15 protein-coding genes are annotated in these 15,625 nt (G+C 59.4%); 9 read left to right on the forward strand and 6 right to left on the reverse strand.

The features are described from left to right. Positions 1 to 2 precede the first annotated feature (2 nt). From HYX42_RS16275 to HYX42_RS16290, 4 genes are all read left to right on the forward strand, one after another. Positions 3 to 770 carry a YoaK family protein gene (locus HYX42_RS16275; protein ID WP_293404900.1) on the forward strand — a complete coding sequence of 256 codons (768 nt, stop codon included), beginning with the start codon at positions 3 to 5 and terminating at the stop codon, positions 768 to 770. A gap of 4 nt (positions 771 to 774) precedes the next feature. Then, positions 775 to 1,998 (forward strand): glycolate oxidase subunit GlcF, encoded by a 1,224-nt coding sequence (gene glcF, locus HYX42_RS16280; protein ID WP_293404903.1) that lies wholly within the window; start codon positions 775 to 777, stop codon positions 1,996 to 1,998. 264 nt (positions 1,999 to 2,262) lie between these two features. Then, the gene (locus HYX42_RS16285) at positions 2,263 to 2,640 is read left to right on the forward strand and encodes a VOC family protein (RefSeq protein WP_293404905.1); all 378 of its coding nucleotides are present in this window, start codon (positions 2,263 to 2,265) and stop codon (positions 2,638 to 2,640) included. 15 nt (positions 2,641 to 2,655) lie between these two features. Next, positions 2,656 to 3,183 (forward strand): EVE domain-containing protein, encoded by a 528-nt coding sequence (locus HYX42_RS16290; protein WP_293404908.1) that lies wholly within the window; start codon positions 2,656 to 2,658, stop codon positions 3,181 to 3,183. Here the strand turns inward: HYX42_RS16290 and HYX42_RS16295 are convergent. Continuing rightward, a complete protein-coding gene (locus tag HYX42_RS16295) occupies positions 3,101 to 3,787 on the reverse strand; it encodes a hypothetical protein (protein ID WP_293404910.1) in 687 nt (228 codons plus the stop codon). The two genes, HYX42_RS16290 and HYX42_RS16295, sit on opposite strands and share 83 nt — an antisense overlap. A 109-nt stretch (positions 3,788 to 3,896) precedes the next feature. Here HYX42_RS16295 and HYX42_RS16300 point away from each other — a divergent pair, with 109 nt between their 5' ends. After that, a complete protein-coding gene (locus HYX42_RS16300; protein WP_293404912.1) occupies positions 3,897 to 4,577 on the forward strand; it encodes a YafY family protein in 681 nt (226 codons plus the stop codon). 246 nt (positions 4,578 to 4,823) lie between these two features. Here the strand turns inward: HYX42_RS16300 and HYX42_RS16305 are convergent, their stop codons facing one another. The 3 genes from HYX42_RS16305 to lplT all read right to left on the reverse strand — a co-directional run bounded on the left by HYX42_RS16305 (position 4,824) and on the right by lplT (position 7,769). After that, positions 4,824 to 5,318, reverse strand: a complete 495-nt coding sequence (locus HYX42_RS16305) for a glutathione peroxidase (RefSeq protein WP_293404914.1) — start codon at positions 5,316 to 5,318, stop codon at positions 4,824 to 4,826. A 200-nt stretch (positions 5,319 to 5,518) separates the two neighbouring features. Beyond that, entirely contained in the window at positions 5,519 to 6,376 is an 858-nt protein-coding gene (locus HYX42_RS16310) for a DMT family transporter (protein WP_293404916.1), read from the reverse strand. Positions 6,377 to 6,488: 112 nt separating this feature from the next. Continuing rightward, entirely contained in the window at positions 6,489 to 7,769 is a 1,281-nt protein-coding gene (lplT, locus tag HYX42_RS16315; RefSeq protein ID WP_293404918.1) for a lysophospholipid transporter LplT, read from the reverse strand. A gap of 238 nt (positions 7,770 to 8,007) precedes the next feature. On the opposite strand from lplT, the gene alr reads away from it, so the two are divergent. Together alr and HYX42_RS16325 are read left to right on the forward strand one after the other, a co-directional pair. Beyond that, positions 8,008 to 9,102, forward strand: coding sequence for an alanine racemase (gene alr / locus HYX42_RS16320; RefSeq protein WP_293404920.1), 1,095 nt, complete (start codon positions 8,008 to 8,010; stop codon positions 9,100 to 9,102). A gap of 97 nt (positions 9,103 to 9,199) precedes the next feature. After that, complete coding sequence (locus tag HYX42_RS16325; protein ID WP_293404923.1) at positions 9,200 to 10,936, forward strand: AIPR family protein; 1,737 nt, start codon at positions 9,200 to 9,202, stop codon at positions 10,934 to 10,936. 129 nt (positions 10,937 to 11,065) lie between these two features. On the opposite strand, the gene HYX42_RS16330 is transcribed toward HYX42_RS16325, so the two are convergent. Beyond that, positions 11,066 to 12,010 carry a DMT family transporter gene (locus HYX42_RS16330; RefSeq protein ID WP_293404925.1) on the reverse strand — a complete coding sequence of 315 codons (945 nt, stop codon included), beginning with the start codon at positions 12,008 to 12,010 and terminating at the stop codon, positions 11,066 to 11,068. Continuing rightward, complete coding sequence (locus tag HYX42_RS16335; RefSeq protein WP_293404927.1) at positions 12,010 to 12,984, reverse strand: 2-dehydropantoate 2-reductase; 975 nt, start codon at positions 12,982 to 12,984, stop codon at positions 12,010 to 12,012. The genes HYX42_RS16330 and HYX42_RS16335 overlap by 1 nt, the downstream gene beginning before the upstream one ends. Before the next feature lie 80 nt (positions 12,985 to 13,064). Between HYX42_RS16335 and radA the strand changes: the two genes are divergently transcribed. After that, positions 13,065 to 14,453, forward strand: coding sequence for a DNA repair protein RadA (gene radA / locus HYX42_RS16340; protein WP_293404930.1), 1,389 nt, complete (start codon positions 13,065 to 13,067; stop codon positions 14,451 to 14,453). Between the two features lie 134 nt (positions 14,454 to 14,587). Beyond that, the gene (locus tag HYX42_RS16345) at positions 14,588 to 15,625 is read left to right on the forward strand and encodes a tripartite tricarboxylate transporter substrate-binding protein (protein WP_293404932.1); all 1,038 of its coding nucleotides are present in this window, start codon (positions 14,588 to 14,590) and stop codon (positions 15,623 to 15,625) included.

A 15,625-nucleotide genomic window follows, 5' to 3' on the forward strand; every position in this document is an offset into this window, starting at 1 on the left:
GCATGCGCCGCCTTCGCCACCTTACCGGGCAGCACCGCACGCCTGCCACCAACCGCCTGCTGGGGGCCGTGCTGGCCTTTGTGGCTGGCGCCATCAACGCGGGCGGGTTTCTGCTGGTCAGCATGTACACCTCCCACATGACCGGGTTTGCCTCCATGCTGGCCGACAACCTGGTGCTCGGCAACATGAAGCTGGTGCTGGGTGCGGCGGGTGCTTTGCTCACCTTCACGGCGGGCGCAGCCACCACAGCCATACTGGTCAACTGGTCCCGCCACCACTGGCTGCGAAGTGAATACGCGCTGCCGCTGATCATCGAGGCGGCGTTGCTGCTCGTCTTCGGCCTCATGGGGGCCAACATGGGCCACCAGACCCCGTTTGCCGTGCCTATGACCGTCCTGGTCCTCGCCTTCACCATGGGCCTGCAAAATGCACTGGTGACCAAAATTTCATCGTCCCAGATCCGCACCACCCACATGACAGGCGTGATCACCGACCTCGGCATTGAAATCGGCAAGCTGCTGTACTGGAACCGCACGTCAAGGCCGCCCGAGTCGCGCGTGCGTGTCAACCGCATCAAGCTCCGGCTCTTCGGTACGCTGGTTGGCATGTTCATCACCGGTGGGCTGGTGGGGGCGCTGGGCTTCAAGTACGTGGGGTTCATCTGGGTCGTGCCGCTGGCCATCCTGCTGTTTGCCCTGTCGCTGCCGCCGCTTTACTCAGACTGGCGGCGCAGATTGCGGCGCAAGGCCCTGATTGAGGCCAGGCCCTGAACCCATGCAAACCCATCTCGCCCCGCAATACAAAAACACTGCCGACGGCCAGGAGGCCGAAGCCATACTGCGCAAGTGCGTGCACTGTGGCTTTTGCACCGCCACCTGCCCCACCTACCAGTTGCTCGGTGATGAGCTCGACGGCCCGCGCGGCCGCATCTACCTTATCAAGCAGGTGCTTGAAGGCGAAACACCCACGCGCAAGACGCAGATGCATCTCGACCGTTGCCTGACCTGCCGCAACTGCGAGACCACCTGCCCCAGCGGCGTTGAATACGGCCACCTGGTCGACATAGGCCGCAAGCTGGTGGATGAACAGGTCCCCCGCCCTGCCGGTGAAAAAGCCCTGCGCTGGGCCTTGAAGGAGGGCTTGCCCTCGCCGTTGTTTGCGCCTGCCATGAAGCTCGGGCAATCGGTGCGCGGGTTGCTGTCTGAATCGCTCAAAAACAAGGTGCCCGCCAAACAGGCGGCTGGCACATGGCCAACGTCCAGGCATGCCCGCAAGGTCTTGATGCTCGAAGGCTGCGTGCAGCCGGCCATGATGCCCAACATCAATTCGGCCACGGCCCGAGTGCTTGATGCGGCAGGCATTGAAACCGTGGTGGCGGCCAAGGCCGGTTGCTGCGGCGCAGTGAAGTTTCACCTCAACGACCACGAAGGCGGCAAGGCCGAGATGCGGCGAAACATCGATGCATGGTGGCCGCATATTGAGGGCGGAATTGAAACCATCGTCATGAACGCCTCAGGCTGCGGCGTCACCGTGAGGGACTACGGCCACGTGCTCAAGGACGACGCGCAGTATGCAGCCAAAGCCGCACGCATCAGCGCCCTGACGCGCGATCTCAGCGAGTTGTTGCCGGAACTGGTCGAGCCGCTGCGCGCACGCGTTGCCGCCAAAGGCGGGCAGATCGCCTTTCACCCGCCCTGCACCCTGCAGCACGGGCAAAAGCTGCGCGGTGGCGTTGAAAAACACCTGGGCGATCTCGGCTTCAACATCAAGGTGGCCAGTTGCGAGTCGCACCTGTGCTGCGGCTCTGCGGGTACCTATTCGGTGCTCAACCCTGGCATCGCCTACCAGCTGCGCGACCGCAAGCTGGGCAACCTCGGCGAGATGAAGCCCGAGGTGATTGCCTCTGCCAACATAGGCTGTATCACGCACCTGCAAAGCGGCACCGCGACACCTGTGCGGCACTGGGTCGAGTTGCTGGACCAAGCACTGATGCGCTGACATGGCGTGAGATCCCTGGTCTTTTCAAGCAGGGGCCGCAGAACCGGCTCTGCCGGGCTGCAGGCGCAGCGGCCCCCTCGGGGGCAGCCAGTTTTTGGGGTCAGAGCCCAAATTTGCCCAGCCTTTGGCTTGCCCTGCGGGTGCGGTGCAGACACCGCAGCAAAATTGGTGTCTGACCCCAATAATTGGCGTGGGGCCATACTGACACCACGCTGTCAGTAGCAGGTCATCATGATCAAGGCTTCTTCAACAAAGGAGCTTCCCATGAAAAATGCCATCAGCTGGTTTGAAATCGGCACCACCAACCTCGCCAAAGCCACCGCCTTTTACGAGGCCGTGCTGGCCCACAAGCTTCGGCCTGAAAACATGGGGCCATCTGAAGGGGCTGTGTTTGCCTATGACCGGGCGGCAGACGGGATCGGCGGCGCACTCATGTGCGGCCCGACAGCGCCCACGCCTGGCGCGCAGGGCACGCTGATTTATCTGGACGCGTCGCCTTCACTTGACGCAGCACTGGCAAGAGCCGCTGCAGCTGGCGGCAAGGTCGCGCTGCCGCGCCAGGCATTGCCGCCGGGCATGGGCTTTTTTGCCCACATCACCGACCTTGACGGCAACCGCGTCGGTTTGCATGCGCTGGCTTGAACCGGAGTGAATGCCATGACGCAAAAAAACTGGATAGCCGTGGCGAGTGCAGAACATGCCAGGCTGTGTCTTCATTCCAGGCCGGGCTTCATGCAGGTCAACCACGGCAAACTCGCGCCCTTGAAACGGATTCAGCCCGGCGACCTCGTGGCCTATTACTCGCCCACCGTGGTACGCGGCGTCAAGGATGCGTTCCAGAGTTTTGTCTCCATCGGCATCGTTCAGCCCGGCCCGCCCTACACAGGCGTCATGGGAAATGGCTTCGTACCCTGGCGGCGCGATGTGGCCTATGTCAAATCGACAGAAGCCTCCATCCTGCCGCTGCTCGACGACCTTGAGTTCGTGGAAGATCGCCAGCGGTGGGGCTACAAGTTCAGGTTCGGTTTGTTTGAAGTTAATGACCACGACATGTGCCTGATTGCGCGGGCCATGCAGGTAGATCTATCGGCCATTGATTCCCTCATACAGGTTCAGGCATCTTCTCGCGCAGAAAACGCAAAAACTGGTCCGGCAGACGGCCACCAGTTGCACGAGCAAGCTTGACTGATGACCATGCCTGAGCGTACATGCCTCGCCAGTAATAGGCCGTAGCCATGGACGCGTGGACGTAGCCCTTTTCGGGCTCCCTGGCTAGCGCTTCCGCGTAGAGGCTGTCTGACCGGGCCAGTAGACGTTCCCTGTCTTCTTGCGACATCTTCTGGTCGTCAACCGCGCACAGCGCCATCACGCGTGCGGCATCGGGTGCCATGCCCCGAACGTATCGGTTAAAGGAAAGTGCCTTCTCGAACTGCTGCACCGAATCGCAGTTCTTGCCTTTGTCGTGAAGTACAACGGCGAAACCAAAATAAACTTCAGGATTGTCAGGAGCAAGAATCCAGGCCTGATTGAAACGGCGCATCGCATTTTCGAGGTCGTCGCGGCCATAAAAAGTAAATCCGTTTTCGACGAACGCAGCGCTTGCTCTCTCGCGGCTTCCGTACTGGCGCACAGTGTCAAAAATCAGTTTCTCATCAGCCGCACGCAGAGCAGGGTTGGCGCTTCGATCAAGGCCTCTATAGCCCGGGAGTTGATCTGCAGGCTGGGCGAAAGCAGGCACAGCTACCGAGAGGGGTGTTGCCAGCAATATGGGGATCAAATACTTGCGCATGAAACTCCTGACGATGCGGCATGTGCTGAAGGCTGCCACGAACCCATTGTCACTTGGCCTTGACCACACGCAAAATGTTAGTTCTACCCACCAAACTTAAACCCGCTTCATGCGCCGCGCAGACCGCCTCTTTCACCTCGTCCAGCTGATTCGCGGCCGCCGCCTGAGCACGGCTGATTTTCTGGCGCAGCGGCTGGAGGTCTCTGCGCGCACCGTGTACCGCGACATCGCGGACCTGCAGCATCAGGGTGTGCCGATTGAAGGCGAAGCCGGTGTGGGTTACAGGCTGGGCGCGGGCTTTGATTTACCGCCGCTGATGTTCACCCAGGCCGAAGCGCGGGCGCTGGTGGCATCAATACGGCTCGCGCAGGCCTGGCTGGACCCGGCGCTGGCGGCAGATGCACAGGCGGCGTGGGGCAAGGTGTTGTCGGTGCTGCCGGCCGCCGCGCAGGCCGCCGCCGAAAGCCTGCCGGTGTATGCCCCGGTGATTGCGCCGGATGCTGATCTGCAACAGACCCTGCAGCAACTGCGCGAGGCAGTCCAGTCACGCCACAAGCTCAAGGTGTCTTACCGCGACCTGTCTGGCCAGGCCAGCGAGCGAGTGCTGTGGCCGCTGGGCTGCTTTTACTGGGGCGCGGTCTGGACGCTGGGCGCCTGGTGCGAGTCGCGGCAGGCGTTTCGCAGCTTTCGCATTGACCGCATGCATGCCGTCACACTCCTCGACGAGCGCTTCGTGCATGAAGAAGGCCGAACGCTGGCGGATTTTCTGCGTGGGGTGAAGTCGCGTTGAGATTTGGTTTCCCGGCTGTTGATGATTTGCTACATATTTTGTAGCGGCTCACGTACGTATTTAAAGGGTTACAGCCTGATTTGATGCTTAAAACAGGCCATTTTCCCCGGTTTTGAGCGGTTTTTTCAGCTCAAGACTGCAAACAAGCTCAAAAAGTTAATATGGAAGTTAACTTTCGCTGTATTTTTAACGTATACGTTAAAAATTAAACCATTGTCACCGCTGCAACGCCTTTGGCCCGGCATTTCACGCCGCCAGCGCAGTCTCAATGTCCTTGGCCAGGTCTGCCGGTTTGTCGGTGGGCGCGTAGCGGCGAATCACCTTGCCGTCCTTGCCGACCAGGAACTTGGTGAAGTTCCACTTGATGGACTTGCTCCCCAGCAGGCCGGGAGCTTCCGCGCTCAGCCATTTGTAGAGCGGGTGCGCGGCGGGGCCGTTGACGTCGATTTTGGACATCATGGGGAAACTTACGCCGTAGTTGAGCTGGCAGAACTGCTCGATTTCCCCATCGGCGCCCGGGTCCTGCGAGCCGAACTGGTTGCACGGAAAACCCAGCACAGCCAGGCCCTTGCCGGCGTAGCTCTTGTGCAGATCTTCGAGCCCACCGAACTGCGGCGTGAAGCCGCATTTGCTGGCGGTGTTCACGATCAGCATCACCTTGCCCTTGAACTCGTCCAGCGGAACGTTCTTGCCATTGATGTTGGTCGCTTCGAAGCCGTAAACCGTGTCTGCGCTGCTCATGAGTGCTCCAGTTGTTTTGGCGACTTTAACCCGCGGGGTGGGGAATGGCTAGATGGACGGCGGTCTTGCCCTTCACAACCAGGCCGGGACTCGCCCCGGCGCGCGAGGCACTTTTCTTTGCTTCGCCAAAAGAAAACTAACGAAAAGAAAAGGCGACCCCCGGCCTGGTAGTAAAGGGCGCAAATCCTCACCGAGCGCAGTCATTTCTCTGATGCCAAAGCCGCCAGCAAAGCCGCAACAACAATCAATCCCCCACCAACCAGAATCCGCGGCGTAAAAACCGCAGCACCCAGCAAGGCAGCCGACCCACTGGCAAAAAGAATCTCCGTCAGCATGACCAGCGACGTGGTGCTCGCAGCCAGCCGCGCCGCCCCGTACTGAAGCGCCGCATTGCCCACAAGAAAAGCCACACTCAAACCAATCGCCACAGGAATGCCTGCAGCGGCAAGTGCAGGCGCCGGAACCGCGTGCTGCGCCATGCCGACTAGCGCCACGCCAGTCGCGAGCATGGCGCCGCCGCCGAACATCGCCAGCATGCGTGAGCTGTCGGGCACAGCTTTCATTTTGCGCAGCAGTGCGTTGGTCACCGCAAAACTGAAGCCACCCAGCAGCGCCAGCCAGTCGGCCGCAGTTTGCGGAATCGGCCAGGGTGAATCAGGTGTCTTCAAAACAATGAGCACGCCTGCCATTGCCAGCACCAGCCTGAGCAATGAGCCCCTCGATGGCTTTTCACCCAGCAGGTACCAGCCCACCAGCACTGACCACGCCGGCATCAGGTAAAACAGCAGCACCACCCGCACGACATCGCCTACCGTGACGGCCCAGTTGAAGCCGACGTTGGTGAAGCCTGCAGCAATCGCCAGCAGCCAGAGTTGGGGGTGGGTCAGAAAGCTGCGCCAGCTCGCTGGATACGCGATGAGCAGCGCGACCAGTGCAAAAACATAAACCAGCGCGGTAGACCAGAGCGGGTGCAGCCCGTGCTCTTGCAACTGCCGGAAGGGCCACCATGACACGCCCCATACAAAAGCATTGCAAACCAATGCTCCCGCGGCCTTCATGGCCCCCACGCTTTTCACTGCGTGTAATGCGCTGCCCCCCGAGGGGACTGATTTTCCTTGGGGCGGCCCGGCGGAAAATCGCCCACCGCCTTCCTGCTGCTTCATCAGCTTGTCAGTGACTGTTATCGCTGCGGGCGATGGCGAGCAGATGGTCGACCTGCTCCTTGTGCTTGACGAGGTTGCTCTTGTGCCAGTACTGGATGAGGGCCATGAAGCTGGCCACCACGACGCCGAAGCCGGTGATGGCACCGAAGGCCGACAGGCCCATGCCGGTTGACAGGCTGTAGCCTGCGCCCAGCGCAAGAATGCAGGCCTGTTCGTTGAAGTTCTGTACGGCAATCGAGCGGCCCGCACCCATGAGGTTGTGGCCGCGGTGCTGCAACAGCGCATTCATGGGCACGACCAGGAAGCCGCCCAGGCCGCCCAGCAGGATCAGGAAAGGCGCAGCCACCCAGACATTGCTGATGAAGTTCATCAAAATGACCAGCACACCCATCGCAATGCCCAGTGGCATGACACTGGTGGCCTGGTCCAGCCGCATCTTCATGGACGCGACGATGGCGCCGACCGCCGTGCCTATGGCCACCACACCCACCAGTGACGAGGCCTGCGTGGTGCTGTAACCGAGCGCCGCCGCGCTCCAGGCCAGCACGATGTAGCGCAGGTTGCCCGACACCCCCCAGAACAGCGTGGTGGTAGACAGCGAAATCTGACCAAGCTTGTCGCGCCACAGGGCCGAGTTGCAGTTCCAGAAGTCAGGCAGCAGTTCAAGTTTGTTGCGCGGCATGGGCCGCATCTCGACGCCGGTATTGGGTATGCGGGTGTTGAACCACGCGGCAACGGCATACAGCAATATCAGCACGGCAATCGCGGCTTCGGGGGCGGTGTCCACGCCGGTTTCAAGAAACGGCAGGTCTATGGACAGCAGCCTTGAAGACACATGGTGCCCGACCAGCTGGCCGCCCAGCAGCACGCCCAGAATGATGGATGAAATCGTCAGCCCCTCGATCCAGCCGTTGGCCTTGACCAGTTGCGACGCGGGCAGCAACTCGGTCAGGATGCCGTACTTGGCCGGCGAGTAGGCTGCAGCGCCCAGGCCGACGATGGCATAGGCCATCAGGGGATGCGTGCCGAACAGCATCATCAGGCAGCCCGCCACCTTGATGGCGTTGCTGATGAACATGACCTTGCCTTTGGGCTGCGAGTCGGCAAACGCGCCCACAAATGGTGCGAGCACAACGTAAAACAGCGCGAACATCGGCACCAGTGCCGCAGGCTGCCACTTGGGCGCACCGCTGGTCTTGAGCAGCTCGACGGCGGCCACAAACAGCGCGTTATCAGCCAGCGAGCTGAAGAACTGGGCTGCCATGATGGTGTAAAAACCGCGCTTCATTAAACTTCGTGTGTCACTTCATGGGCATGCACCAGCACTATGGGCTGCTGCAAAAATTGGGGGTGTCTCCAGACCAAGCTGGTTTATAGCATGGGGGCTGCTGTCAAAATCCATAGTGCAGCTGTGTAAAGCACTTAATGTCTGTTTTGTAAACTTCGGGCTCGGGCTTACCCTGATTCCTGGTGTTGTCAAAATAAACAACGCACCACCCGAATCACCGCCGTCCCCATTTACCCGAATGCCCCGTCCCATACTCGCCACCATACACACCGCCGCCCTGGCACATAACCTGGCGCGTATGCGTGCGGCGGCGCCTGACGCGAGGGTCTGGGCCATCGTCAAGGCCAACGCCTATGGTCACGGTATAGAGCGCACGTTTGATGGCCTGCGCAGCGCCGACGGCTTTGCGCTGCTCGACCTGTCTGAGGCGCAGCGCCTGCGCGCACTTGACTGGCGCGGCCCCATTCTTCTGCTGGAAGGCTGCTTCGAACTGCGTGACCTTGAGTTGTGCTCACGCCTGGGCCTGTGGCATGTGGTGCATTGCAACGAGCAGATCGACATGCTGGCCACCCACAAGACGCAGCTGCCGCACCGCGTGTTCCTGAAGATGAACTCGGGCATGAACCGCCTCGGCTTCACGCCCGAGCGCTACCGCGCTGCATGGACGAGGCTCAACGCATTGCCGCAGGTTGAAGAGATTTCGCTGATCACGCATTTCTCTGATGCAGATGGGGCCAAGGGTGTCCAGGCGCAAGTCGCGGCCTTCGAAGCCGTTACACATGACCTGCCCGGCGAGCGCAGCCTGAGCAACAGCGCCGCCGCCCTGCGGCATGGCGATGTGATGGCGCCAAAGTCCGACTGGATCCGCCCCGGCATCGCCGTGTACGGCAGCTCGCCTGACTTTCCCGAGCGCAGCGCGGCCGAGTGGGGCTTATTGCCGACCATGACGCTGGCCTCAAAAATAATTGGCGTGCAGGAGCTGCAGGCCGGTGACACGGTGGGCTATGGCTCCAGCTTCACGGCGGACGGCCCGCTGCGCATAGGCGTGGTGGCCTGCGGTTATGCAGACGGCTACCCGCGTCACTGCACCACCGGCACGCCGGTGCTGGTTAATGGCGTGCGTACGCGCATGGTGGGCAGGGTCAGCATGGACATGATCACGGTTGACCTGTCGCCCGTGCCAGATGCCCGCATCGGCAGCGACGTCACGCTGTGGGGCCGGGCAGCCAATGGCGAGGTGCTGTCGATTGACGAGATTGCGCTGGCCGCTGGGACGGTCGGCTATGAACTCATGTGTGCGCTGGCGCCGCGGGTGCCTGTGGTTGTGGGTTAGGTACTCTGTGAGGTTCGCACTGACTAACCGGTGCAATCGTTAGCCTTGCGTATTGACGACAGATAGCTTGGTGTAACTACCTTAAATTGGAGATGAAATGGCGACTCTCTTGGACTGGAATGCCCTAGAAACCAAGCTTCAAACTTATAAGGAGCAATATGACTGTGAGAACGTGAGCGCTGCTCTCCCTTGCTTGGTGTTGGAGTACGCACTCGCGATAGACCCAGAGGAGGTCGAAGATTCAATTACGGATGGCGGTGATGACCGAGGTGTGGACGCCGTATATGTGGACTCCAGAGAAGGAAGCAACGTAATACATCTTTTCCAGTTTAAGCATGTAACCACCTTCGAAAAATCCAAAAACAATTTCCCCTCGAACGAGATAGACAAGCTTCTTTCTTTTTGTGCCGATCTTCTTGAGAACGCTCCGGGCTTGAAAAAGACCTGCAATGCGGTGTTATGGGAGAAGGTCCAACAAATCTGGGATGCATTACAAAAACCAAATCCTTCTTTTGAGATTCATTTGGCGGGAAACATGCAAAGTCTGTTGCTAGCTCAGAAAAAGAGACTAGAAGGCGCATTAAAGAAATACCGAAGCTTCAGCATTTACGAACACACACTCGAATCTATTGTGGCGATGCTGCTACAGCACAAACACGTAAAAGTAGATGCGCATTTGCAGTTGGTCGATACCAATTATTTTGAAAGAACTGACGGCAATATACGAGGGTTGATTTGTACGGTCGAGGCACAAAGCATAGTCAGATTGATCGCGGATGAATCCCGTGAAGAAGTGAATGCAGCGGTTTTTAATGACAACGTGCGCGTGTATCTGACGAAGAAAAATCAGATCAACCGAAAAATAATTAGCTCCGTTGTATCAGATAAAAATTCTGAATTTTGGTATTTGAACAATGGCATCACCATGACATGTGATTCTTTTGCCTATCAAGCCGGTCAGCGAGCACCACTGGTAACGATTAAGAACCTCCAGATTGTTAATGGCGGACAGACATCTAATGCGCTGTTTGAGGCCAATCGAGAGCATCCTGACAAAGTGAAGACGGCTTTAGTTCTCGTTCGCATATACGAGACCAAGACTAAAGAGATTAGCAACAAAATTGCAGAATCCACAAACAGCCAGACGCCGATCAATACCAGAGATTTGAGGTCGAACGATGAGATCCAAAAAACTCTTGAGTCCACCTTTTTGGACCTCGGTTATTACTATGAGCGAAAAGCAAAAATGCATGCGGAAGCGCCGAAAGCAGCGCGTATCGACGCGTTAGTGGCAGGACAGGTATGTCTCGCTTATCACTTGTGTAAGCCGGAGGTGGCGAAGAAGGATAGGTCGAGAGTTTTTTCTGATCTTTACGATGAGGTGTTCAACGAAGGCTTGACTCCGAAGACGATTCTTACGCCATTAAAAGTGCTCGAAAAAATTGAAGAAATAAAAAGAGATTTACAAAGAAAAATCCGAAAACAGGAGAAATTCGATCCGGACAAACGGTTTCTAATCGATGGTGCTTACCACGTGCTCTATGCGGTACACGCGCTTTGCGTCCACAGAGAAATCGATCCTTTCGACCAAGTAAAGGCATTTAAACTAATTGAAGAAGCTACCAAAATTGTTTCTGACTTGGTTAAGGCGGAAGTTCGCGCTGATGACGGCTTTTCTTTCAATAGATTTTTCAAAGACGCGAAAACCCGGATAAAAATTGATGGCGCTATTTCAAGCCATCGTTTACGAAAGATAACCTCGAGGGCAACAGCAAAATCTAAAGCTAGCCCAGAAAAATCCATTCGTAAAACAAAGCAGAGTAAGGTGGCGTAAATTTGAGCCTAGAGCTTCTGCTCGCTCGCCGAGCTCCGCAAGAGTCTGGAGCTTGAGCTTATGTGTTGCGTTTTAGCAATGCCGATGATCTGAGAATCGAAGATTGTGATGATGATTTTGAAGAGGAGTCTAGTCATCTGCAACGGTGCGGGTTGGCGAGCGCTTGCGTAGCCCCAGTGCCATCACCGTACCCACCACCAGCAGCGCACCGGCCACCTGCATCGGTGCAATCGACTGGCCGAGGATCAGCCAGGCCAGCACCATCGCACACACGGGCTCGACATTCATGATGGCCGAGTTGCCGGCCACGCCCAGTTTGGGCAGCACGGTGAACATGATGGTGAAGGCCGTGCCGTATAAAAACGTCAGCGCCGCCAGGCCCCACCACCCAGCCGCGGCCTGCGGCATGTGAAAGCCGCCCTGCGTGGCGACCATGCCCAGAGCGACGATGCCCGCCAGGCCCAGCGTGCTGGCACTGCGCAGGCGGCCGTCAAGGCCGGCGGTTTCATGTTGTGTCAGCACCAGCGCAAGCCCGAAGGATGCGGCTGCGGCCATCGCAAACGCCACACCCGCGCCTATGCGCGCCCACTGGCCTGCCGCGCCAAGTCCCGATGCGGCGCCGAACACATCCAGCGCCATGCACACGCCGACCAGAATGAAAGGCATGGCCAGCAGGGTGGCGCGCTCGGGTTTGTGGCCGTAAAAAATGCGGTTCCAGATGGCCGTCCACAGCGGGTAGGTGTTGAAGGCCAGCAGCGCCAGCACCACGGGCAGGCGCGCCACGCCTGAATAAAGACACAGGCTTTGCACACCTATCAGCAGGCCGATGGCAAGCAGAAAAGTCTTGTGCCTGCCCGTCAGCGCCACCCTGGCGCCGTGAAGCATAAAAAGAACCGTCACGATGCCGGCTGTCACAAAGCTGCGAACCGTCACGGCTGTGGCCACATCGACCCCGTTGTTGAACGCAAATCGCGCTGCCACATGGTTGGCGCCCATCATCAGTGCGATGAGCAAAAGGGTTGCAAAGGCAGTGCCACTGAGTGCGCGTGTCGGCTTCGCTGCCGTCACCGCCATCAGTAAAGTCCCCGCATGCGCGCATTCAGCCGCGCCAGTCCCAGCAGCGCGTCGGTAAACGGCGTGGCCACACCGGTCAGTTGCCCCAGTTCGCGTACGGCAGAAACCAGCGCATCAAGCTCAACCGGCTTACCCGCCTCAACGTCCTGCAGCATGGATGTCTTGAACGCGCCCAGCTTGCGTGTGATGACGTGGCGCTCTTCCGGTGTCTGGTCAATCGGTATGCCGACACGCGCGCCGATTTCTTTTGCCTCAAGCATCACGTTCGAGGTGAAGCCGCACACCAGTTCGTCACCCATGATGAGGTCCGACGTGGCACCTGTCAGCGCGCTGATGGGGTTCATGGTCATGTTGCCCCAAAGCTTGTACCAGATGTCTTTCTGGATCTGCGCCGACACCGGCACCTCAAAGCCAGCCCTTGCAAGCAGCGCTGACAGTGCTTCAACGCGCGCTGTCTTCCGGCCCGAGGGTTCGCCGATGATGAGTGTGTTGCCCTTGTGGTGGCGTATCAGGCCGGGCTCATCCACCAAGCCACTGGCATGCACCACGCAGCCGATGATGTTCGCCGCGGGTATCGCCTTTTCAAGCGTGCCGTCAGGGTCAACCGTGCTCAGCCGCTGGTTGGCGCGCGCGCCGCCAAAGCCCTGCAAAAACCACCAGGGCACGCCGTTCATCGCGGTCAGCACGATGGTGTCCGGTCCTATCAGCGGCGCGATGTGGCGCGCCACTTCAGCCAGGGCCGGGGCCTTGACGGCGAGCACGACCAGGTCCTGCACACCAAGGTCTGCCGGTTGTGCGCTGGCCTGTACTTGCTGCGCGGTGATGTTGCCACCGTCGTTCAGCCGCAAGCCGTGCTGCTGCAGGGCTGCAAGCGTCGCGCCGCGCGCCACCACGCTGACATCGCAGCCCGAAGCGGCCAGTTTGTGGCCAATCCAGCCGCCAATGGCGCCAGCGCCGTAAATACAGACCTTCATTGTTTTATTCCTGGTGAGAAGTAGCTGGTAAAAACAGTGAGTACTGTTTATTTATACAGCCATGCAGTAACATTGCACGCATGGCAAAAGACAAGACCATTTATACCTGCACCGAGTGTGGCGGTATCAGCCCCAAGTGGCTGGGCAAGTGCCCGCACTGCAATGCGTGGAACACATTGATTGAATCAGTGGCCGAGAACAGCTCCGGCGTGAAGAACCGCTACAGCAACCAGCACCAGGGGCTGGCCAAGGCCTCAGAGCTCACCCTGCTGTCTGACATCGACGCGACCGACATGGAGCGCACACCCACCGGACACGAAGAACTCGACCGCGTGCTGGGCGGTGGCATTGTTGAAGGCGGTGTGGTGCTGATTGGTGGCGACCCCGGCATCGGCAAATCAACGCTGTTGCTGCAGGCGCTTGATTCATTGCAGCGTGCGGGTCACAGCACTCTTTACGTTACGGGCGAAGAAAGCGGCGCACAGATCGCCCTGCGCTCGCGGCGGCTTGGGCTTGAAGGTTCGCAGGTAAAAGTCCTGGCTGAAATCCAGCTCGAAAAAATTCTCGCTACCCTCGAAGCAGAGCGACCCATGATCGCCGTCATTGATTCCATACAGACGGTGTATTCAGACCAGCTCACTTCTGCACCAGGCTCGGTCGCCCAGGTGCGAGAGTGCGCAGCGCACCTCACACGCGCCGCCAAGGCCAGCGGCGTCTGCATCGTGCTGGTCGGCCACGTCACAAAAGAAGGCGCGCTCGCCGGCCCGCGTGTGCTTGAGCACATGGTCGATACCGTGCTGTACTTTGAAGGCGACACCCATTCAAGCTTTCGCCTGGTGCGCGCCATCAAGAACCGCTTCGGCGCAGTCAACGAGATTGGCGTTTTCGCCATGACCGAAAAAGGCCTCAAGGGCGTCAGCAACCCGAGCGCAATTTTTCTCAGCCAGCACACAGAACCGGTACCGGGCAGCTGCGTGATGGTCACGCTTGAAGGCACGCGCCCCATGCTGGTCGAAATCCAGGCGCTGGTGGACAGCGGCGGCCCCAGCCCGCGGCGGCTTTCTGTCGGGCTGGATCGTGACCGCCTGGCCATGCTGCTGGCCGTGTTGCACCGTCACGCCGGTGTCGCCTGCATGGACCAGGACGTGTTCGTCAACGCCGTGGGCGGTGTGCGCATCAGCGAACCTGCGGCCGACCTGGCCGTGATGCTGGCCATCACCTCCAGCCTGCGCGGCCGGCCGCTGCCCAAAGGCTTTATCGCCTTTGGCGAAGTCGGCCTGGCCGGTGAAGTGCGTCCCGCCCCGCGCGGCCAGGAGCGCCTGAAGGAAGCCGCCAAGCTCGGCTTCAGCATCGCCATCGTGCCCAAGGCCAACGCGCCGAAAAAGAACGACAAGGCTTTCGAAGGCCTGACCATTCACGTGGTCGAACGCATTGAGCAGGCGCTGGAGGTGGTGCGCAGCCTGAACTGAGAAGGTTCTCCGCAACCACCGGCGTTAAGGTAGATGACCGATACCCTCTGGGCATCACTTGTATGTTTTCGCACTCTGCCCTGAAAAGCTAAGCATGCTTATCGTTTCCTCCATAACAAGGACTGGAGACAAGCATGAAGCCAATGCAATGGCGTCTGAGGAAAAAACGCGTGCCCGCCGATGTACTGTTTCCGGGTTTCTGGACAGCCGCCGGAAGACCCCTCTTGGCGGCAGCCCTGCTGGCCGTTTGCCTGGCACCTGCCGCGCAGGCCCAGACGGCCACCTGGCCTGCCAAACCCATCAAGATCGTCGTGCCCTACCCGCCGGGCAGCAGCCCCGACCTCATGGGCCGGCTGCTGGCGCAGAGCTTCCAGGCCACGCTGAAACAGACGGTGGTGGTCGACAACAAGGCCGGCGCACTGGGCATCATTGGCACGCAGGAGGTCGCGCGCAGTGCGCCTGACGGCTACACACTGTTGCTGACCACCAATACCACGCAGGCCGCCAATGTCGCGCTGGTGAAAGACCTGCAGTACGACCCCATCAAGGACTTCGCTGCCATCAGCCTGCTGGCTACCGCACCCATGATGCTGCTGGTGCCCGCTGATTCGCCCATCAGGAATGTTGATGAACTGGTGCGCCAGGGTCGCGCGGCAGGCAAGGGCCTGTCTGCCGGTTATGGCTCGGCTGCGTCGCAGGTCTCAACGGCCAAGCTGCGTTTTGCGGGCAAGCTCAACATCGTAGATGTGCCGTACAAGGGCATACCGCTGGCGGTCAATGACATGCTGGGCGGGCAACTGGCCTTCACCTTTGCAGACCTGCCGCTGGCGCTTCCCCTGCTGCGATCAGGTCGCGCAAAAGGGCTGGGCGTGACATCGCTGCAGCGCGTCGCAGCAGATCCGCAGATACCTGCGCTGGCTGAAACCTTTCCCGGCTTTGAGGTCACAGGCTGGCAGGGCCTGGTTGCGCCTGCAGGCACACCCGATGCCGTGATTGAAAAGCTGCATGATGCCGTGAAGAAGGCGCTGGCCGAACCGCAAAACGTCGAACGCATGAAAAGCCTGAGCTTCACGCCCTCCACGTTCACGGCAAAGCAGTTCTCCGGCTTTATCGTGCAGGAAGTGGCCAAGTGGAAGGAAGACGCCAAACAGGCCGGCATGACGCCGCAATAA

This window comes from Polaromonas sp., assembly GCF_016185115.1.
GTDB lineage: Bacteria > Pseudomonadota > Gammaproteobacteria > Burkholderiales > Burkholderiaceae_C > Polaromonas.

Coding starts and splice junctions, on each gene's coding strand:
- HYX42_RS16275 (WP_293404900.1), top strand. CDS start 3: ATGCGCCGCCTTCGCCACCTTACCGGGCAGCACCGCACGCCTGCCACC.
- HYX42_RS16345 (WP_293404932.1), top strand. CDS start 14,588: ATGAAGCCAATGCAATGGCGTCTGAGGAAAAAACGCGTGCCCGCCGAT.
- HYX42_RS16310 (WP_293404916.1), bottom strand. CDS start 6,376: ATGAAGGCCGCGGGAGCATTGGTTTGCAATGCTTTTGTATGGGGCGTG.
- HYX42_RS16290 (WP_293404908.1), top strand. CDS start 2,656: ATGACGCAAAAAAACTGGATAGCCGTGGCGAGTGCAGAACATGCCAGG.
- glcF (WP_293404903.1), top strand. CDS start 775: ATGCAAACCCATCTCGCCCCGCAATACAAAAACACTGCCGACGGCCAG.
- HYX42_RS16325 (WP_293404923.1), top strand. CDS start 9,200: ATGGCGACTCTCTTGGACTGGAATGCCCTAGAAACCAAGCTTCAAACT.
- lplT (WP_293404918.1), bottom strand. CDS start 7,769: ATGAAGCGCGGTTTTTACACCATCATGGCAGCCCAGTTCTTCAGCTCG.
- HYX42_RS16335 (WP_293404927.1), bottom strand. CDS start 12,984: ATGAAGGTCTGTATTTACGGCGCTGGCGCCATTGGCGGCTGGATTGGC.
- HYX42_RS16285 (WP_293404905.1), top strand. CDS start 2,263: ATGAAAAATGCCATCAGCTGGTTTGAAATCGGCACCACCAACCTCGCC.
- HYX42_RS16330 (WP_293404925.1), bottom strand. CDS start 12,010: ATGGCGGTGACGGCAGCGAAGCCGACACGCGCACTCAGTGGCACTGCC.
- radA (WP_293404930.1), top strand. CDS start 13,065: ATGGCAAAAGACAAGACCATTTATACCTGCACCGAGTGTGGCGGTATC.
- HYX42_RS16300 (WP_293404912.1), top strand. CDS start 3,897: ATGCGCCGCGCAGACCGCCTCTTTCACCTCGTCCAGCTGATTCGCGGC.
- HYX42_RS16305 (WP_293404914.1), bottom strand. CDS start 5,318: ATGAGCAGCGCAGACACGGTTTACGGCTTCGAAGCGACCAACATCAAT.
- HYX42_RS16295 (WP_293404910.1), bottom strand. CDS start 3,787: ATGCGCAAGTATTTGATCCCCATATTGCTGGCAACACCCCTCTCGGTA.
- alr (WP_293404920.1), top strand. CDS start 8,008: ATGCCCCGTCCCATACTCGCCACCATACACACCGCCGCCCTGGCACAT.